Here is a 19373-nt window from a genome sequence, read left to right as displayed (position 1 = left end):
TCAGGCCTGTGACGAGGAGTCTGCAGGGAAAGAGATCAGGCAAATAGAAGGGGAAGGCAACGGATGGGGCCCAGCTTGAGAGTGACTACCGCTAAGTTGGACGGCGACTGGGAACTCCGCGCGGTCGCAGGCCCGCAACCCTCCGACCTCGGCGAGGGGTGGATCCCGGCGCGGGTCCCGGGCGCGGTGCACACTGATCTACTCCGTGCCGGACACATTGAAGACCCGTTCTACAGCACCAACGAGCGCCGGCTCCACTGGATTGGTCTGTGTGATTGGGAGTTCCGTCGCCGCTTCGAATGGAGTGGGAGAAGCGGTCAGAAGGTCGATCTCGAGTTCTTCGGCCTTGATACCGTGGCGACGATCCGCCTGAATGGGGCTCTCGTCGGCGTGACCCGCAACATGCACCGGCGATTCGTCTTCGACGTGGGCAACCTGTTGCGGGACGGATCGAACGAACTAGTGGTCAGCTTCGAGTCGCCCGTCAAGTACGCAGATCGTCGCAGTCAGGAACTCGGTTACCGCCCGCACGCTAACCATCACCCGTACAATGCGGTCCGGAAAATGGCGTGCAGTTTCGGTTGGGACTGGGGGATCGATGCAGTCTCGTGCGGAATCTGGCGGTCCGTCCAACTCGTCGCATACGAGTCTTGCCGAATCCGCGATGTGCGCGTCGTGCCCAGACTGGTCGACCAGAACGGTCTTCTGGACGTCGTCTACGACGTGTCCGGCGCGCCAGATGGCGGATCTGTGCGGCTCATTGTGGAGGGTGACGAGCTCGCTCGCCAGCCCGTAGACGCGCCAGCCAACGTCCTTCGCGCCATCGTCCCCTCTCCGAAACTTTGGTGGCCGGCCGGGCACGGCCCGCAGCACCTCTATACGGTCCGCGTTGAGGTTCTCGACTCATCGGGTCATATCATCGATCATCGCTCTTTCCGCACGGGCTTCCGAAGCGTCCTGGCCGAGACAGAGGTCGATGCCGAGGGCACCGCGTTCCGGCTGGTGGTCAATGGCCGCGCTATCTTCGTCCGCGGCGCAAACTGGATTCCCGACGACACCTTCCCACATCGGGTCGACAGATCACGCTACCGGCAAAGGGTGGGGCAGGCGCGCTTCGCGAACATCAACCTCCTGCGTGTGTGGGGAGGCGGCATCTTCGAGAGTGACGACTTCTTCGACGAGTGCGACGAGCAAGGCGTCCTCGTCTGGCAGGATTTCCTCTTCGCCTGCGCCGCATACTCTGAAGACCCCGAACTCTCAGCGGAGATCGAGGCAGAGGCGCGAGACAACGTCGGGAGAATCTCGAAGCATCCCTCCCTCGTCGTGCTCAACGGCAACAATGAGAATCTGTGGGGGTACGAGGAGTGGAAGTGGCAGGGACGACTCCAGGGTAGAACATGGGGTGCCGACTACTATCACCGGATGCTCCCAGAAATCTGCGCCGAAATGGCCCCGCAGATCGTTTACACGCCGGGAAGTCCTTTCAGCCCCGGGGGTACGCACGCCGCGAACGACCCCGCTCATGGCACCGTGCACATCTGGGATCTGTGGAACACCCGGGATTACCCGGATTACCGCACGTACCGACCAAGATTCGTCTCCGAATTCGGTTGGCAGGGTCCGCCGACGTGGGCGACTCTTTCCGGCTCCGTTGAGGACGACCCGCTCACCCCCGAATCACCTGGAATGCTTGTCCACCAAAAGGCTTCGATCGGCAACTTCAAGCTCACTGACGGTCTCGTCGACCATTTCGTCCTGCCTGACGATATGGAGGACTGGCACTGGGCCATGTCCCTCAACCAGGCGGTTGCCGTTCGGGTCGCTGTTGAACACTTCAGATTTCTTGAACCATCCTGCATGGGGAGCATCGTCTGGCAGCTGAACGACTCATGGCCCGTGACGTCCTGGTCAGCCATCGACTACGGCGGCCGACCGAAGCCGCTCCTTTATGCGCTTCGGGCGGCCTATAAGGACCGACTCATCACGATCGAGCCCGACGGAGACTCGCTTGCCGTCGGATTGTCCAACCACCTGGAACCCACGTGGCTTGGGGAACTGATCGTCAGGAGACGGAACTACCACGGGGACGTGCTGGCCGCCCAGCGCCAGGGCGTCGACGTTCAAGGACGCGCAGCCGCGCGGGTGGTGATCGAGACGCGCGTCGGCACTCCCGGATCCGCTGGCGAGGAGTTCGTTGAAGTTGTTGTCGGCGACGAGAGGGCGTTGTGGTTCTTCTCCGATTATCGGCACACCGCACTCGAGACCCCGCGGTGCGATCTCGCACTGGATGCAATCGATGGTGGCTACATCTTGCGGGTCACTGCGGCCGTGCTCATCCGCGATCTCGCGCTCTTGGTGGACAAAATCGATCCCGAGGCTCGCGTGGACACCCTGCTCACCACGCTGTTGCCGGGAGAATCAGTGGTCATCACGATTTCCACGAAGCAGGCGCTCACCGTAGACCAGCTCGCCGACCCGCGTGTTCTCCGGTCCGCGAACCAGCTCGTGGCAGGGGCCCGTCCGCGTGGAGCTTGATCCCTTTCCCCCGCGGAAGCCCCCCGGTTGGTTTGAGGACGCGAAGCTCGGCATCTTCATTCACTGGGGACCGTATTCTGTACCTGCGTGGGCGGAGCTGAGCGGGGAACTCGGCGCTGTCGATCCCCAGTTCTGGTTCAGGCACAATCCATACGCCGAGTGGTACGCCAATACGATTCAGATCTCGGGGAGCCCCGCCCACGAGCACCACCTAGCCGTCTGGGGTGGGTTCGAGTACGACAGATTCCTCGACCAGTGGCGCGCCGAGTCCTTTGATCCCGACGCGATGATGAGGGAGTTCCGCGAGTGCGGGGCGCGTTATGTCATACCTACCACGAAGCACCACGACGGCGTTCCGCTGTGGGACGCGCCCAGCACCGGCGAACGAAACGCCGTCAGACGAGGGCCGCGCAGAGATCTCATTGCGGAGATCGCCGGGGCTGCTCGAAGGCATGGCCTCCGGTTCGGGACTTACTACTCCGGCGGACTGGACTGGACCGCGGCCCCGACGCCGCCCATCCGGTCGCATGAGGAGATGTACGCAACCAGACCGCGGGATGTCGGCTACGCGCGCTACGCCTTTTCACACGTGTCGGATCTCATCGCGAAGTATCGGCCCGATGTGCTCTGGAACGACATCGACTGGCCCGACGCAGGCAAAGAGGACACGTCGTTTGGATTGCCGCGGTTGTTCCGCGACTACTTCGCTGCCGTGCCTGAGGGACTTGTGAATGACAGGTGGGGGGTTCCCTTCTCCGACTTCGCCACAAGTGAGTACCAGAGCCGCCGGGAGCGCGAGGTCGGATTGTTTGAGCACACGCGAGGGCTGGGGTATTCTTTCGGATACAACGCTCGCGAGACATCCGCTCACGTCTTGAGCGGTGATGCGCTTATCCGTTGCTTGGTCGACGTCGTCGCCCGCGGCGGAAACCTGCTACTGAACGTCGGGCCGGACGCAGCCGGGAATGTTCCCGCCGCACAGCGTGACCCACTTCGCCGCTTGGGCGCGTGGTTGAGCACCAATGCCGATGCCATATACGCTTCGCGCGCCCTTGCGAGCGATATGGCCGATAGTCGCGACGACCCGTGGGTGCGGTGGACGACCGATTCTCGAACACTCTTCGTGTTTTTCGAGCGAGGCCGCGGGCCCGTTCGGTTGCGCCTTCGGGTGGACGCTGTAGACGTGCGGCGGGGTCGAGCGCTTTCCGGTCGCGCGGTCGAGATCGCGGGGGTCGCGGAGGGATTGGACGTGATCGTGCCCGGAGATGGCGTGGAGGTCGTGGCGCTGCCGCTGAGGACGGAGTTGAAGGCATGATTGATCGGCGTTTGCTGTCTAGGGGTCTCGCGTTGACGGAGGTGGGGCTCGGGACCGCCCAGCTCGGAAATCTGTATCGCGCGACGACCGACGAGGATGCACGCGCAGCGGTTGATACTGCATGGGGGGGCGGTGTTCGGTACTTCGACACTGCCCCTCACTATGGTCTGGGCCTGGCTGAGCGCCGGTTGGGCCAAGCTCTGCGGGCGCGATCGCGTTCTGACTACATTGTGTCGACCAAGGTGGGACGCCTCCTCAAGCCGGTTCCGGGCGGCGATAACCGGATGGATGTCGAGGCGTTCGCCGTGCCCGCGACTCATGAGCGAGTTTGGGACTTCTCGCGCGACGGCGTCTTGCGATCGGTGGAGAACAGCCTCGCGCGTCTCGGCCTGGATTCGATCGACATCGCCTTTCTCCATGACCCGGACCATCATGAGTCCGCGGCGCGAGCGACGGGCCTGCCGGCGCTCATCGAACTCCGGGATGAGGGCGCTGTGCGCGCAGTCGGCGTTGCCATGAATCAAGTTGAGATGCCCGCGCGGTTCATTCGAGATTTCGACGTCGACGTGGTGATGATCGCCGGTCGGTACACCCTGCTTGACCAGGGTGCTCAGGAGCAGCTACTCGATCAGGCGACGGATCGACAGGTGGGTGTCATCGCTGCTGCGGTGTATAACTCGGGGCTTCTCAGCACCGATGTCCTCGATCCGACCGCGAACTTCGACTACGCTCCGGCGCAAGCGGAGATGCTCCGGCTGGCCGCGCGAGTGCACGAGATTTGCCAGCGCTATGGAACAGCGGCGCCGTCCGCTGCCGTACAGTTCCCCCTCCGGCACCCGGCCGTGGTTTCAGTTGTCGCGGGAGCACGGGACGCCTCTCAGGTCGACTCGATGCTAGCCCGCTATCACGCCCCGATCCCAGAGCAACTCTGGGCGGCGCTGGAGACTGCCGGTGTGATCGCTGCGCCCGCAGGGCGGCCATGATGCTGACGGAAAGGGCGATCGCACCCTCCGGCGATTCGGGCTCCGATCGGTTCGAGGTCGCGTTAGCGACGGATGCTGACGCCGCGTATGCACCGCAGCCGCCAGGGGACCTCGTCCTCGCTGTGGATCTCGGCGGTACGAAAGTGCAGGCCGCTCTCGTCGGTCGCCGCGGCGAGGTGCTGGCCGAGAGCCTCCGCAAACGGCCGACCGGTCGGCATCGGTCGCGGGACGCACTAGAGGCCACGATCGTTGGCGTTGCCGAGGACGCCGCGGACTGCCTGCCCGGGGGTGCCCGCCTGATCGGCGTCGGAGTAAGCACGGCGGGTCCTGTCGACGTCGAGCGCCGCATGACCTCGCCGCTCAACCTGCCAGCGCTCGTGGATCTCCCGCTCGGCCGAATCTTCGCGGGTGTCGTCGATGGTCCCGTGCACGTCGCGCTTGATGGCGCATGCTTCGCCGTCGCTGAACATTGGGTAGGGGCCCTGCGGAACTCCAACAACGGGTTAGCGGTAGTCGTGTCAACCGGCGTCGGTGGCGGGCTGATTGTCCACGGACGCTGTATGGTCGGCCGATCGGGAAACGCCGGCCACATCGGCCAGACTAAGATTCGGCGTTCACGCGGACGACACTCGCACTTGGGGACGGTTGAGAGACTGGCATCGGGGCCGAGCACGGTGAGATGGGCACAACGACGGGGCTGGGTCGGGAGCAGCGGCGAAGAACTCGCGGCATCGTACGCTCAAAGGGACACGATCGCAGTCGCGGCCGTGCGCCGATCGGCCGAGGCTATCGGTCAAGCGGTGGCTAATGCGGCAACGTTCTTGGACCTCGACACTGTGGTGGTTGGGGGAGGGTTCGCTGAGGTCGCGACCGACTACGTCGACATGGTCCGGGAGGCAACCGAACGGGCAACGGTAGTGGACTACTCGCGACTCGTGACCTTCCGGAGGGCGACGACAGGATCACTCGCACCGCTGATCGGCGCGGCCGCGAGCGTCCTTGATGCCGACGTGGCACGGACCGCGTCATGAGGAGAGGGAAGAGCCAATGAGGTTCGCGAGAATTGGTCCACCTGGTGACGAGACGCCCGCTGTATTCGATGGAACCGTCTGGAGAGATATCGGACATCTGACTCGGGATCTTCCCGGTTCAGACATGTCGGCGACGATCGCGACGATCCGTCAACACCTTGAACGACCGGGTCTTCCCGTGTTGCAACCCCCCGGTCGATTCGGGCCGCCGATCCGTCCCGGCAAGATCGTTTGCGTCGGCCTGAATTACCGAGACCACGCTCGGGAGAGCGGCGCTCAAGTTCCCGCGGAGCCAGTGCTCTTCCTCAAGGCTGCAGACACGGTCGTCGGTCCGGACGATAACGTGCTGATCCCGCGGGGCAGCCGCAAGACGGACTGGGAGGTGGAACTTGCAGTGGTGATCGGGCAGCGGGCGCAGTATCTCCCCACCGTGTCTGCCGCTGAATCGGTCATCGCGGGGTACACGATCTCTCACGATGTGTCGGAGCGTGAGTTCCAGCTGGAGAGAGGCGGGCAGTGGGACAAGGGCAAGAATGCCGAGACCTTCAACCCGCTGGGCCCCTGGCTTGTGACGCGAGACGAGATTGCGGATCCGCAAGACCTGCGGCTCTCGCTTTGGGTGAACGGAGTGCGGCGGCAGTACGGCACGACCGCCGACATGGTCTTCAGTGTGTTCGAGATCGTTCACTATATCAGCCAGTTCATGGTTCTTCACCCCGGTGATGTCGTCAACACAGGCACCCCCGCCGGCGTCGCATTGGGCCACCCCGAGCCCCGCCCCTATCTCCGAGCGGGCGATGTGGTCGAAGTCGAGATCGAGGGGCTCGGGCGGCAGCGACAGCAGGTGATGGATTCGTGAGCGTTCCTCTCGTCAACGACGTCGCCGGCATGCGCGTGATCGTCACCGGCGGCGCGGCCGGCATCGGCTTATGTACCGCTCGCCACCTGGCGGATCGAGGAGCCGTGGTCAGGATCATTGATCTTCGCGTCGACACGGTTCCCGCCACACTCGAAGGCTTCGAAGCGGATGTTCGCGACGAGGAGGCCGTTCTGTCTGCGGTCGACGCTGCCGTCCACAGTATGTCTGGGCTGGACGCTCTCGTGAACAACGCGGGTATAGGCGCGCAAGGCACTGTGCTCGACAACGATTTCGCGACGTGGCACCGGGTACTTGACGTTAATCTGATGGGCGCTGTACGCGTGATCCGCGCCGCTCTTCCCGAGCTACGTAAATCGTCTCGCGCTTGCATCGTCAACATGGCATCCATCGCGGCCACCGCGGGCTTGCCCGACAGAGCGTTGTATAGCGCGAGCAAGGGAGCAATTCTTGCGCTCACACGCGCCATGGCCGCCGATCATGTCCGAGAAGGCATTCGCGTCAACGCGGTCAGTCCCGGCACGGTTAGTACGGAATGGGTTGATCGCTTGCTCGCTCAGGCGAAAGACGGCGCGGCGGAGCTGCGGGCGCTCGAGTCCCGGCAACCACACGGACGGCTCGTCGCGCCGGAGGAGGTAGCTGCCGCGGTCGGGTATCTACTCAGTCCCCTCGCGGGCTCCACGACCGGAGCGAATCTCGAGGTCGATGGCGGAATGGCCGGATTACGCATGCGAGCAACGTGACCGCCGACACGCCCTCAGCAGTCGGGGCGTCGAAGCTGCTCGACGCACACATGCACCTGTGGGATACCAGCCGCATCCGCTATCCCTGGCTCGAGAGCGGGGCCGAGTTGGCTTCGTCCTACTCCATCGAACAGTACGCTGGCGCGGCCGGCAGCAACGTCGCCGCAGCGGTCTTCGTGGAAGCCGGCGCCGCTCAGAACGAATTCCTCAATGAAGCCCGATGGGTCTCCGCCCTAGCGGGCCAGTGGAAAATACTGTCGGCTATGGTCGCTGGCGCAACCGTCTCGGCCCCACTTTCCCTAGATGCTCATTTGGACCACCTGCAGTCCTTCTCCCTCGTTCGCGGGGTGAGGCAATCGATGGAAAACTTGGAACTCGGACCATCTCGCCGCGCAGCGATCGCTTACGGCCTGCGGATGGTCGCGGAGCGTGGCTTCACTTTCGACGCATGCATCCGCCACACCCAGTTCGCAGATTTCGTGAAGATCGTGGAGAGCTCGCCCGAAGTTGACGTCGTCATCGATCACCTCGGCAAACCTCCGGTCGCCGCCGGAATCCGTTCGCCCGAGGGCAAGCGTTGGCGGCATAATGTCCGGCAGGCGGCGCAGCTTCCCCGTGTTCGCGTCAAGATCTCAGGTCTAGCGCCCGAAGCCGGAGATCAGCAGACGTTCAACCAGCAATCCGACGCTTTCGTCGACTACGCACTTGAGCAGTTCGGGCCCTCCCGCAGCATTCTCGGCAGCGATTGGCCGGTGAGCGCGGAGCGAGGCGCTCGTTGCACGATCAGTGGCTGGTCTGCGCGAGTTATGCGCGTCGTGGGCGGGCCAGGCGCGGAATGGGGAGAGGTGGCCTACGGCGCCGGCGCCACCTTCTACCGCCTCGCCTGAGGAAGTCTTCGGCTTCGAAGTCGGCGACACCGAGTCGCAGCCGTTCCAGACCGGTTTCTGCGCTCGTCGAGGGCCGGCGGGCTGGACTAGGTGGAACTCGTCATCAACGATCCTCACACCGGTCTGATCCCCGCGATCGCGACCGTGTTCCAGGCTTCGTCGTCGCGATGCTCTCAGGCCATCTAGTCCGCAACATGCTCTCCAAGGTGCAGAAGGCGGCCGGCCCGATGGCTACGTCGAACATCCGAACGATCTTCGGGCAAGCTGACAAGGAGCATGGTTCGACGAGGGCGTCCGGCTCCTCACCCGATCTCGGCCGAGTGTCGCCGAGATACTCGAGGATGCCCGCGACGACCCCTCGCGTTCGCAACGCTCCCCTGGTGCCCAGTGGCGTCACAACTGGTCGACGAATCCACTGGAAGGGCGAACCAGACCCTCCCGCCCGACGGCTGAAGAATCCAAGCGTCGCCTGTTGCATACCTCGGTGGCAAACCCGCTGCTGCCGCTCGCTGCCGAACGCGGAGTGTTGGTGGTCGCGGTGGTGCCGCTCAACTCCCGGCTTCTCGCCACGTCTGATCCGGCGCGGGGCGCGACCTTGAGCGCAGGCGCTGGCCTCTCTGATCGACCGCGCCACGGCCCTCGCCCAGACGCACGCGAAATTCGGAGTGGATCTCCCGACGGCGGCACTCCAGTTCCCGCTTCGCTATCCCGCCGTCGCGACCGTGGTCGTCGGCACGGCCACTCGCACCCCAAGGACCTCCAGCACCGAGCGTCCCGTGTGCAGGTCCACTACGAAGCTCATCGCCTCCAGCAGCAGACGCGGTTCCAAGCTCGTCACGGAGGTGCCGTCGCCGCGACGGACCTCGCGCACCCGGATCACTTCGAGGGCCTCACCGCCTCGCGCAGCGAACTCCTCGACAGCCCGAGGCGCTCGCTCAGCTCCTTCTCCGGCGGAAGCCGATCGCCCGGCGCGAGCTCCCCCGCCGTCATCATGTCCCGGATCTTCCGAATCGCCTCGTCGGTGACCGCCATGGCGCCATGGTAACGGGACCATCGCACCGGCCTGGTCAGGTGTCGTCGCGGAGGTCTGCGAGTGCCTGGATGAGGTCGCCGGTGTCGTGTCCGGCGTTCGAGGGGTGGCGGAGCGGTCGCTCGGGGTGGATCACGTAGTGGTTGCGCCGGCCGCGTCGGTGGCGCTCGACGTACCCGCCGGCTTCGAGGTCGCCCAGGATCTTCACCGCTGACCGGGTCGAGATGCCGACGACATCGGCGATCTCCTGCACCGGGGCATCCGGGTTCTGCGCGATGTGCAACAGGACATGGGCGTGATGGGTGAGGAACGTCCATGTCGACATGCCCCCATTGTCTCCCGGCCTCGACACATCGTCATCAGGTGAAGTGAACTTCATGTATAGTCCACCGGGATAAATGAAGTTTCGTTCATGCATTGGGGGAGTGGGATGGATGCTTCAACCGCGGTGACGAGCCTGCTCAGCGCTCCGGTGCTCGCGTTCGTGCTCGGGGTGGTGGCCGTCGCGGTGCGCTCGGACTTGAAGGTGCCCGACGCGCTGACGCAGACCCTGTCGATCTACCTGCTGCTCGCGATCGGGGTCAAGGGCGGTGTGGCGCTGGCCGACACCGATCCGGCGTCGCTGGCCGTCCCGCTGCTGCTCGCCCTCGGATTCGGTCTGCTCACGCCCGTGCTCGCCTACTTCGCGCTGCGGGTCTTGACGCGTCTGGGCCCGGTGGACCGAGGCTCGATCGCCGCCCACTACGGCTCGACCTCGCTGGTCACCTTCACCGCCGCGCTGGTCGCCCTCGAGTCCGCCCAGATCGCCGTACCCGGGTACGCCGCGACGGTGCTCACGGTGCTGGAGATCCCCGGCATCCTCGTCGGCCTACTGCTGGCCCGGCGTCACACCGCCCGGCACGCCGGCTGGGGTACCACGATCCACGAGATCCTCACCGGAAAGTCCATCCTCCTCCTCGCCGGCGGACTCGCCATCGGCGCCATCGTCGGCGAGGCCGGCTACGCGCCCATCGAGCCGTTCTTCGGCGACCCGTTCCGCGGAGCCCTCGTCCTCTTCCTGCTCGCCCTCGGCATCGAAGCCGCCCACAAGTTCGCCGCGCTGCGCACCAGCACCGCCGGGCTGATCGCCTTCGCCATCGGCTTCCCCCTTCTGATCGGCAGCGCAGCCGTGCTCGCCGGCGCGGCCGCCGGACTGGGCGTCGGCGGCGCCGCCATCCTCGGCGTCCTCTGCGCCAGCGCCTCCTACATCGCCGCGCCCGCCGCCGTGCGCATGTCGCTCCCCGACGCGAACCTCGCCTACCCCCTCGCCACCAGCCTCGGCATCACCTTCCCCGTCAACCTCACCATCGGCATCCCCCTCTACACCGCACTCGCCCTCACGTTTGCGTAAACGGTCGCCGCTGATTCGAAGTGGACCGACGGCGAGAGAGAGGGTGGCCCTTATGGCCGGATCGAACGTGCCGCTTCGTCCGCGCGCAGCCTGCTGCTGAGCTCCGGTGCGCCGGGGATGCGTTGCGCGATCGGATCCTGCGGGGCCACCACTCGCCGGAACGGGGGACGTCGTCAAGGTGCCTTCCCTCCAGCAGCTGTTCCATCGCGACCTCGGCGACGATCCGCACGTACATCGCTGTCGTCACCGGGCACGTGGCATCCGCTCGATGCCTGCTCGCGAGGGGCCGGCGAATGTCGGGCACCGACGCGACCTCGCCGGGACGAACGCGACTCACTTCCGCGGAGATCTCCGCGGGTGAGGAGATGAGCAGAAGCGATCCGGCGGGAATGCTGGCGAAGGCGGATTCGAGGCGCTTGGTCCTCGGTGGCGCGGCGCGGTCGAATCGCTCCCGCGGGGGTCATCGCGGTCACCGCGACGCTCCTTCGGGCGCGAGGGAGATCTTCAGCTCGGTCACACTCGCCTCCGGCCGGTCGGGTTCCCAGAACAGCGAGATCTCGGCTGCACCTCCAGCCGGACGCAGAGGGTTCCAATCTCACGAGAAGTGGGTGGCGGCCAGCCCGGACTTGCTGATCACGCGATCCATACTCGCGTCCGCGAGTGGGAACGAATTGAGAAAGATTGGCCCCGTCCGCACACATCGCACATAGTCTGCGAAACCTCAAGACCCGCGTAATCACGCGCCCGCACGCTCAGTGTGACTGAGGAAATGTCGTTCGGCGAGGGTTCAAATCCCTCCGTCTCCGCTGGAAAATTCCTGGTCAGGGGCATTTTATCTTGCACCTGGGAAGGAATCTGCCATTTCTGCCATGCTTACGCAGCGGGCGGCGCTGAGCGATCTGGTCGTGCTCGCGACCGCACGTTCATCAACATGCTCGGTCCCATCCGGATGAGGCGGAGTCTCCGCGTGTCCGCGGGGGAGACCGCGAGCCCGAATCCCTCCGTCTCCAGAGGAGGCGCCGTGAGTCACAGGAAGAGATGGCGTCCCCGCTGGTCAGTTCGTGTGCCCATTCCTCCACAGACCGGGGCCCGTTCGAGTTGTCCCCGATGTGTCGACAGCGGCGATTCCTGCCGGATCCGCGACGCGATGCTCGACGGATGGGAATCCGCTACTACGCATACGCTTTCGACGCCGACCTCGTTCAGCAGGCGGTCGACGACCCGCACAGCATCCTCTCCAGCGATCCGCTCGCTGACGCGTGGGGGATGGAGCCGCACGCGAGTGTGAGTGTCGCGACGTTCGAGCAGGTTTCGCCCAGACGCGACATGCTCTACCTCGACAAGGCCTGGTCTGCTCTGCAGTCCCTCACGCACCCGACGCCAGACGTCCCCGGAGCCGGTTCGTGCTACCGAATGTTCGAGGGGCACGTGACGATGCACGACATGGGCTGGGACCCGTGGGTGAAGACGATCCTCCCGGAGGAAGTGCCGGCGATCCGTGACGACCTTTGTGCGATCGACGAGTCCCGCGTGCGGGCGTGGGCGCGAGCATGGCGCAGTCCGCACGGTGCGGACGATGAGGACGAGCTTCGATACGTGCTCGACTTCCTCCGGCGTGCTCAGGAGTTCGTCGAGTCGCTCGTAGCGGAGGGCCGCGGGATGGTGTATCTCATCGGGTGACTGCGTCCGTGTGGGCGGACGTCTGTTCTCGTCGGTTGATGTCGGTGTCGTCGTTCAGAATGGACGCGTGCCCGCTGTCGCCCAGGTTCTCGAGCTTGCCCAGCTCGTTGAGCGGGATGCGGCTTGGAGGCTCCTCCGAGCGGACAGTGCACCGGTCATCGCGGGTCTTCTCGGCATCCACTTGGGCGGAGACGAACGTCGCGTGGACGCCGAGGAATTGTATGAGCGGATTGATGCGGACCTAGAACGGCTTCGCGCGCAAGGGCTCCCTCTGCCGCTGACCGCGAAGGGCTATTGCGGCGAGTGGCGCTCGGCCGGATTCCTGGTCCGTCGACCCTCGTCGGAAGCGCGGGGTGAGACGCTCGAGCTCTCCCCGGACGCGATCGCCGGCATCCGCTTCCTCCAGGGCCGGGCGGCACCCAGGTCAAGCGTGACCGAGTCGCGGCTCGCGAGCCTTGCGGCGCAGGTCCGTCGCCTCGCGATCGATACTGATCCCGACGTGTCGGCGCGTATCGCCCTCCTCGAGGAGGAGATCGAGGCGATTGAGCGCCGTATCGAGAGTCTGCGTTCGGGTGACGAGGCTGCGATCGATGAGGACCGGGCCCTCGAACGCGTGCGGGACGTTTTGGCGCAGGCGGCGGACGTTCCGGATGACTTCGCCCGTGTGCGGGCCGAGTTCGAGGCACTCAACACTTCGCTGAGGGCGAAGATCGTCGAGTCCGATGTTTCTCAGGCTGCGGTAGTCGACGAGGTGTTCCGTGGGATCGACCACATCTCTGAGTCGGATGCGGGTCGCAGTTTCGCGGCCTTCGCGCAGCTCGTGCTCGACCCCGCGCTCGGCGCCGCGTTCGAGGCCGACATCCGTCGCGTCCTGGACCGCCGGTTCGCTCGGGACCTGTCGCCCGAAGAGCGGCGGGCGTTGCGCTCCTTTCTGACGACGCTCAAGGGCCGGAGCGCCGAGATCCATGACGTCATCACACTGTTCGCGCGGGCTCTGCGCCGTTACGTGCAGTCGCAGGACTATCAGCGCGATCGGGTTCTTCGCACGCTTCTGCGTGAGGCGCAGCGAGCGGGGGTGGAGGCCGCCACCCACATCCGCCCGTGGCATCCGACACCCCTCACCCTGGACCTGTCCGCCGTGTCGTTGTCGAGTGTCGGCGCGATCGACCTGCACGATCCTGCGGAGTTCGCCGCTGCCGGTGAGGTCGTCTCGCAGTCGGCATCGGTGGCGAGCCTCGAGGAGCTGCGCGCGATCGCACGGGAGACAGAGATCGACTTCGACGAGCTGACCCGCAACGTCAATGACCTGCTCGCGGACGCGCCGTCGTGCACGGTTGGCGACGTGCTCGCACGCCACCCCGCGACGCAAGGCGTGGGCAGCGTAGTCGGGCTGCTTTCCATCGCGGCGGAGCAGGGCACCGTGGACGACGAGCCGGAAGTCCTTACTTGGCAGGGCGCCGACGGGGTCGCCCGCGCGGCAATTGTCGCCGCGCATCGATTCACAGGAGCGGTGATATGACCGAACCGACGACCGTGGATGCGGTGACCGACGAGCACGCCGGCCTCTGGCGTGGCGACCCGGGAGAACTCCCGGATCGCACACGGCGAGTGCTCCTGCGCCTGGTGCGCGGCCCCTACCTCTCCGGTGCACGGGAGGCGCAGCTGTGGGCGGTATTGCTCACCGACGAAGCTGTCATCCGTTCACGGCTCGCCGATCTGTTCCTCGAGTTGGTGATCGATCGGGACAACGAGTTCGCGTTCGTCCGCAACGCTCCGTCCGACGACGCGCCGAAGGCGGTGCGTTCGGAGGCGTTGACCTTCCTCGACACCGCAATGCTGCTCGTCCTGCGGCAGACCCTCTTGAGCGAGGAGGGGCGCGGGCGCGTGATCGTCGGCCAGGCGGAGGTGTTCGAGCAGCTCGCTGTCTTCCGAACCCCCGACCGGGACGAGAAGGACTTCGCAAGTCGTGTGAACTCGTCGTGGAAAAAGATGCAGAACAAGCTCCGCGTGCTGCACGCCGTCGGCGACGACCGCGCAGAGATCTCACCCGTGCTGCGCCTGCTCGTCGACGCCGACCAGATCCGCGCGATCACCGCGGAGTACCAGCGGATTGCTCGCGAAGGCAGCGGCGAGGGTGCCGCCCCGTCGATGGATGTCGAGGACCAGACCGAATGACGATGCTGAGTTTTCCCACTGACGCACAGGAGATTGATCCGAGCCGGCCTGGGCAGTGGCGCCTCGCCCAGGTCGAAATCGTCAACTGGGGCACGTTCTCCGGTCACATCACCGTTGACGTCGCCCGCGCCGGTCACCTGTTCACCGGAGCATCCGGCTCGGGCAAGTCCTCGCTGCTCGACGCGATCGCCGCCGTCCTCACCCCGGACAAGTGGCTTCGGCTCAACGCGGCAGCGCAGGACGGCTCATTCCGGCAGAGCGACCGGACTCTCATGAGCTACGTGCGCGGGGCATGGAGCAAGGAAGCGGACGAGACCGCGGATCGCGCCACGACGACCTATCTCCGGTCGAGGGCGACCTGGAGCGGCATCCTGCTGCGGTACGAGAACCTCCGCGACGAACCCGTCGTCCTCATGCGTGTCTTCCACGCACCCGGCACCCGGACCGAGCCGACGGCATTGAAAGACGCGCGAATCTTCTGCCGCGGCGATGTCGAGCTTCTCGACGTGAAGTCGCACGTCGAGAGCGGTATCGATGCGCGCCGCATGTCGAAGGCCTTCCCTGATGCGCTGATCACGACGGGCGGCCGGCATGGCCGCTTTCATGAGCGCGTCATCCGGCAGTTCGGCTTCCGTGGGGACGCGACGCTGCAGCTCCTTCACAAGACGCAGTCGGCGAAGAACCTGGGCACGCTCGACGCGCTCTTCCGCGGGTTCATGCTTGATCAGCCGGGAACCTTCTCACGCGCCGACACCGCGGTCGAGCAGTTCTCCGAGCTCGACGCGGCGCACAAGCACGTGGTCGATCTGCGCAAGCAGGCCGATGCGCTCCGCAAGGTTGACGAGGCGATCACGGCGTTCGACCTCGCGGTCGCTGAGACTGCGGCTCTCTCGGACCTGCACGATGCGGTCGAGCCCTTCACTGCGACCCTCAAGCTCCGGCTCGCGAAGGATGCTGCGGGCCCTGCAAGAGCCGCGCTGGCGCGCGCGGAAAGCGAGCTGAGCGCCGCCAAGCGTGAACAGCAGTTGGCGGCCGAAGCGTTGGAGACCGCGCGCGCGCGGGTTCGGGACGAGGGTGGCGCCCGAGTCGAGTTGCTGCAGGAGCGGATCGACCGTGCGCAGCGCGATGAGGACGCCATTGGTCAGTATCGAGCGCAGCTCGCCGCCGAGCTGACCCGCATCGGTGCGCCGATGCCCGAGGATGCTGCGCAGTTCGCGGAGCTGCTCGCCGCCGCCGTTACGGAAGCGGAGCGCGACATCCCCGCTGCGTCTTTCGAGGTGCGTGATGCTGCCAGTCGGGCGCGCAAGGCACTCGATGAGGTTACGAGGCAGATTCAGTCACTGAGAGATCATCGGAGCAACCTCGACGAGAAGCTCTTGAGCGCCCGGCGATTCCTCGCGGAGGCTATCGGCGTGCCCGACTCGGCGCTTCCCTTTGCCGGCGAGCTGACCTCGGTCGCCGAGCACCATTCCGCCTGGCGCGGTGCCGCTGAGCGAGTGCTGGCTCCGCTCGCGACGACGCTTCTCGTGCGCGATGAGCACCTTGCCGCGGCACGTCGCGCGGCGGAATCGAGGACACTCGGCGTCCGGCTCGTCATCGAAGCGGTCCCGCACTCGGTCGACGAGCCGCGTCGCCCCAAAGATGGCCGGTCGCTCGTCCATCGCCTCACCGTGAGCGACGGGCCCTTCGCGGCCTACGTTCGCAAGCGCCTTGCCACTGAGTTCGATTACGCCTGCGTCTCGCATCCCGACGAGCTCGACGATGTCGAACGTGGCGTCACGATCGGCGGCCTCGTCAAGCGCAACTCGCGCAGGTACGAGAAGGACGACCGTCACGGCGTCGGTGACGCCACCCGGTGGGTACTGGGCGGCGATACCGACGCGCGGCTCGAGGCGCTCCTGGAGCGACGTCGCGAAGCGGTGGCGGCGGTGGAGAAGACTGCCGCGCGGGATGCCGACGCTGACGCCGCTCGCCAGGATGCTGTAACGCGTCGCGACGTCTTCACACGAGTCTCGACGTTCACTTGGGACCGAGTGGACGTGATGTCCGCGGCCGCGGTGACGACCGCCCGCCTCGACGAACTCCGGGACCTGACCAGCGAGTCCGGGACTCTGCGCGATGCGCAGGATGCAGCGGAGCGGGCGACTCAGCGGTTAGGTGACGCCAACGAACATCACGCACGTGCACTTGGCCAAGACGCCGTCGACCGAAATCACGTGCACAGTATCGCGGCACAGATTGCCGAACTCGAGGCTGCACCCCATGCCCCGGTCGACGAGCCAATCGCCGACGCGCTCGAGGTACGGTTCCGCACGGAGAGACGCTCGGTGACCTTGGAAACGGTCGATGAGGTCGCGCGCAAAGTGCAGTCAGCGCTCTCAAGGGAGAAGGATGCGGCGGCCGGACGCGCGGCGGACGCGGAAGCCCGCTTCGCCGGTCGCGCAGCGGAGTTCCGGCTCGGCTGGCCCGCGGCATCCGCTGAACTGACTGGTGAGATCGGCGATCGCTACGGTTACCGGGAACTTCGGGAGGGCATCCTCGCTCGCGGCCTGCCGGAGAAGGAGACCGAGTTTCAAAAGCTTCTGCGGGAGCGGTCACAGGACGTCGTCGCCCACCTGCTCAGCGACTTGCGTGATGCGCCGGGACTGATCCGGGAACGCATCCTTCCCGTCAATGCCTCGCTCGGGCGGTCCCCGTTCGAGGGAGCGGACCGCTTCCTCGAGATCGATGTGAAGACGACCCGCACCCCCGAGGTCGACGACTTCTTCACCGACTTGCGTCGCATCGTCGAGGGCAACTGGGCGGACGAGTCGGCTACCGGCGCAGAGCAGCGCTTCGCCGTGCTGCAGCGCGTCATCGGCCGGCTCGGCTCGAAGGACCGCATCGACATCGACTGGCGTAACCGCGTGCTCGACACTCGGCTCCATGTGGGCTTCCTTGCGCGCGAGAAGGACGTCACGGGCCGGGTCCTGCGCGTCTACGACTCCGCCGAGGGCTTGTCGGGTGGGCAGAGGCAGAAGCTCGTCATCTTCTGCCTCGCCGCCGCCCTGAGGTATCAACTCACCGAGGAAGAAGACGCCGTGCCGCGGTTCGGGTCGATCGTCCTCGACGAGGCATTCGACAAGGCCGACAGCAGGTACACCCGCAACGCCATGGATGTGTTTCGCGAGTTCGGGTTCCACATGATCCTCGCGACACCCCAGAAGCTGCTGCAGACCCTCGAGCCCTATGTGGGGGCGATCACGTCGGTATCGAACCCCGACCGCGACTCATCTCGACTGGCGAATGTGGTCTTCTCCATCGATCAGCCGCAGATCACCGCCGCGCCGCCCGCGGAGTCGCACGCGTGAACACGCCTGTCACTCCGGCCGATCTGCGCGCGCGAGCCAGGAAGCTCTACGAGCGTGGTGCGCGCATGTGGGCGGCCGAGCAGCAGACAGCTATCGTGCTCGACGTTCCGCTGCATCCACCCACGGAGCGGGAGGCCCTCGCCGACCTTGAACGTGTTCGAGCGTGGGTCGACTCCTGGCGCGGCGTGAGCGAAGACTCAGGGATCGAGCTCGCGTGGGCTGTGCGCAACTGGTCACGCGTCGGATCGCAGGAGGTTCCCGAACGCGCGGTCCTGCGTGGTCCGGATGCGATTGCACGCGTCGCCGGCGAAGCAGAACCCTGGCGACTGCTTGTCGAACGACTCGACGTGCTGCGGAGTCTCGCCGGCCAAGATGCCGACGGTGTGCTCCGCTCCCACGCGAGCGCGATCGCCGACCTCGAGGGCGAAGACTTCGACAGGCTCATCGATGTATTGACCTGGCTGCGGGAGAACCCCGCATCGGACCGTCTCATCCGGGAACTGCCGATCCGCGGCATCCACACCAAGTGGATCGAGTCCCGCCGTGGGCTGGTCGAAGCCTTGCATCGAGCGACAACCAGGGCATCCGGGCTGGGTCTTCGCGAGCTGTCGCCGCTCGTGCGGGTCCGGGTACTCGATACTCTGCTCTCATTCCGGGGACTCACTGATGTCTCCGCGCCCGTCGACGACCTCGCGGCGAGTCCGATCCGTCCCGACCGAGTCTTCGTCTTCGAGAACCTCGCGACGGTGCTCGCGATGCCGGATGTGTCCGGAGCAGTCGCGGTGCACGGCGGAGGCCACCGCGTCGATCTCGTCGCACGCCTCCCATGGGCGCAGACAGTCACTTATTGGGGCGACCTCGACTCCCATGGATTCGCCATCCTCAACCACCTTCGAGCCAGGGGAGTAGAGGCAACCTCGGTGTTGATGGATTCCGAAGCGTTGTTTGACCACCGCGACCTCTGGGGGGTCGATCCAGACCCGAACGTCGGCGTGCTGGAACTGCTCACGCCTGGCGAACGCGCAACGCTCCAGTCGTTGAGCGCCGAGGGCAACATTCGCCTCGAGCAAGAGCGCATCCCGTGGAGCTACGCGCTCGCGCGGCTCGGGGTGTCCTGATTCGCCAGATCCGTGCCCGCACGGGTGATGTCGTCGTCCTCGGAGCGTGCGGCGAGAGATTCCAGGCGGGGAAAGAATAAGGGGCCTCGGCTTGCACCGGGCCCCTTATGAGTAAGCACCGATCCGCCGAGCGTCCGGTGTTTGTACGTCTAGTCTAGCCTGTGTGTCGCCGCTCGAGCCTGTGAGTTCCCGATTCATCGGCGACCCACGGTTGCAGCGGCTTCTCTTCGATACCGGCGGTGATCTTTCGCGCGCGCAT

At 65.7% G+C, this 19373-nt stretch carries 14 protein-coding genes and 1 pseudogene; 13 read left to right on the top strand and 2 right to left on the bottom strand.

Annotated elements, in window-relative coordinates; genetic code table 11:
- Window positions 1–96 precede the first annotated feature (96 nt).
- From HF323_RS08045 to HF323_RS08015, 7 genes are read left to right on the top strand one after another with little or no spacing between them, the layout of a single operon-like run.
- The gene (locus HF323_RS08045; RefSeq protein ID WP_223169220.1) at window positions 97–2535 is read left to right on the top strand and encodes a glycoside hydrolase family 2 protein; all 2439 of its coding nucleotides are present in this window, start codon (window positions 97–99) and stop codon (window positions 2533–2535) included.
- The gene (locus tag HF323_RS08040; protein WP_169582033.1) at window positions 2525–3850 is read left to right on the top strand and encodes an alpha-L-fucosidase; all 1326 of its coding nucleotides are present in this window, start codon (window positions 2525–2527) and stop codon (window positions 3848–3850) included. Before HF323_RS08045 ends, HF323_RS08040 begins: the two co-directional genes overlap by 11 nt.
- Entirely contained in the window at window positions 3847–4833 is a 987-nt protein-coding gene (locus HF323_RS08035) for an aldo/keto reductase (protein WP_169582032.1), read from the top strand. Before HF323_RS08040 ends, HF323_RS08035 begins: the two co-directional genes overlap by 4 nt.
- Window positions 4830–5864 (top strand): ROK family protein, encoded by a 1035-nt coding sequence (locus tag HF323_RS08030; protein ID WP_169582031.1) that lies wholly within the window; start codon window positions 4830–4832, stop codon window positions 5862–5864. Before HF323_RS08035 ends, HF323_RS08030 begins: the two co-directional genes overlap by 4 nt.
- 16 nt (window positions 5865–5880) lie before the next feature.
- Entirely contained in the window at window positions 5881–6723 is an 843-nt protein-coding gene (locus HF323_RS08025; protein WP_169582030.1) for a fumarylacetoacetate hydrolase family protein, read from the top strand.
- Between the two features lie 29 nt (window positions 6724–6752).
- Window positions 6753–7484, top strand: coding sequence for an SDR family oxidoreductase (locus tag HF323_RS08020; RefSeq protein WP_169582159.1), 732 nt, complete (start codon window positions 6753–6755; stop codon window positions 7482–7484).
- The gene (locus tag HF323_RS08015) at window positions 7481–8371 is read left to right on the top strand and encodes an amidohydrolase family protein (protein ID WP_169582029.1); all 891 of its coding nucleotides are present in this window, start codon (window positions 7481–7483) and stop codon (window positions 8369–8371) included. Before HF323_RS08020 ends, HF323_RS08015 begins: the two co-directional genes overlap by 4 nt.
- A 742-nt stretch (window positions 8372–9113) precedes the next feature.
- Here HF323_RS08015 and HF323_RS08010 read toward each other — a convergent pair.
- Window positions 9114–9403 (bottom strand): annotated as a pseudogene (locus tag HF323_RS08010) (GntR family transcriptional regulator); the annotation flags it as partial.
- A 35-nt stretch (window positions 9404–9438) separates the two neighbouring features.
- Complete coding sequence (locus tag HF323_RS08005; protein WP_169582028.1) at window positions 9439–9726, bottom strand: winged helix-turn-helix domain-containing protein; 288 nt, start codon at window positions 9724–9726, stop codon at window positions 9439–9441.
- A gap of 105 nt (window positions 9727–9831) precedes the next feature.
- Here HF323_RS08005 and HF323_RS08000 point away from each other — a divergent pair, with 105 nt between their 5' ends.
- The 6 genes from HF323_RS08000 to HF323_RS07975 all read left to right on the top strand — a co-directional run bounded on the left by HF323_RS08000 (window position 9832) and on the right by HF323_RS07975 (window position 19114).
- Window positions 9832–10791, top strand: a complete 960-nt coding sequence (locus tag HF323_RS08000) for a sodium-dependent bicarbonate transport family permease (protein WP_169582027.1) — start codon at window positions 9832–9834, stop codon at window positions 10789–10791.
- 1158 nt (window positions 10792–11949) lie between these two features.
- A complete protein-coding gene (locus HF323_RS07995; protein WP_169582026.1) occupies window positions 11950–12471 on the top strand; it encodes a DUF1877 family protein in 522 nt (173 codons plus the stop codon).
- Between the two features lie 67 nt (window positions 12472–12538).
- Entirely contained in the window at window positions 12539–13990 is a 1452-nt protein-coding gene (locus HF323_RS07990; protein ID WP_169582025.1) for a DUF3375 domain-containing protein, read from the top strand.
- A complete protein-coding gene (locus HF323_RS07985; RefSeq protein WP_169582024.1) occupies window positions 13987–14646 on the top strand; it encodes a DUF4194 domain-containing protein in 660 nt (219 codons plus the stop codon). Before HF323_RS07990 ends, HF323_RS07985 begins: the two co-directional genes overlap by 4 nt.
- Complete coding sequence (locus HF323_RS07980) at window positions 14643–17996, top strand: SbcC/MukB-like Walker B domain-containing protein (RefSeq protein ID WP_169582023.1); 3354 nt, start codon at window positions 14643–14645, stop codon at window positions 17994–17996. The genes HF323_RS07985 and HF323_RS07980 overlap by 4 nt, the downstream gene beginning before the upstream one ends.
- Window positions 17993–19114, top strand: a complete 1122-nt coding sequence (locus tag HF323_RS07975; protein WP_169582022.1) for a DUF3322 domain-containing protein — start codon at window positions 17993–17995, stop codon at window positions 19112–19114. Before HF323_RS07980 ends, HF323_RS07975 begins: the two co-directional genes overlap by 4 nt.
- Window positions 19115–19373: the final 259 nt, after the last annotated feature.

Origin of the sequence: Microbacterium sp. MF43 (assembly GCF_012847295.1) — a bacterium.
GTDB lineage: Bacteria > Actinomycetota > Actinomycetes > Actinomycetales > Microbacteriaceae > Microbacterium.
The sequence above is the reverse complement of the archived record's forward strand: the minus strand, read 5'-3'. Positions and strand labels throughout refer to the sequence as shown.

Coding starts and splice junctions, on each gene's coding strand:
- HF323_RS07980 (WP_169582023.1), top strand. CDS start 14,643: ATGACGATGCTGAGTTTTCCCACTGACGCACAGGAGATTGATCCGAGC.
- HF323_RS08000 (WP_169582027.1), top strand. CDS start 9,832: ATGGATGCTTCAACCGCGGTGACGAGCCTGCTCAGCGCTCCGGTGCTC.
- HF323_RS07985 (WP_169582024.1), top strand. CDS start 13,987: ATGACCGAACCGACGACCGTGGATGCGGTGACCGACGAGCACGCCGGC.
- HF323_RS08025 (WP_169582030.1), top strand. CDS start 5,881: ATGAGGTTCGCGAGAATTGGTCCACCTGGTGACGAGACGCCCGCTGTA.
- HF323_RS08035 (WP_169582032.1), top strand. CDS start 3,847: ATGATTGATCGGCGTTTGCTGTCTAGGGGTCTCGCGTTGACGGAGGTG.
- HF323_RS07995 (WP_169582026.1), top strand. CDS start 11,950: ATGGGAATCCGCTACTACGCATACGCTTTCGACGCCGACCTCGTTCAG.
- HF323_RS08020 (WP_169582159.1), top strand. CDS start 6,753: ATGCGCGTGATCGTCACCGGCGGCGCGGCCGGCATCGGCTTATGTACC.
- HF323_RS08005 (WP_169582028.1), bottom strand. CDS start 9,726: ATGTCGACATGGACGTTCCTCACCCATCACGCCCATGTCCTGTTGCAC.
- HF323_RS08030 (WP_169582031.1), top strand. CDS start 4,830: ATGATGCTGACGGAAAGGGCGATCGCACCCTCCGGCGATTCGGGCTCC.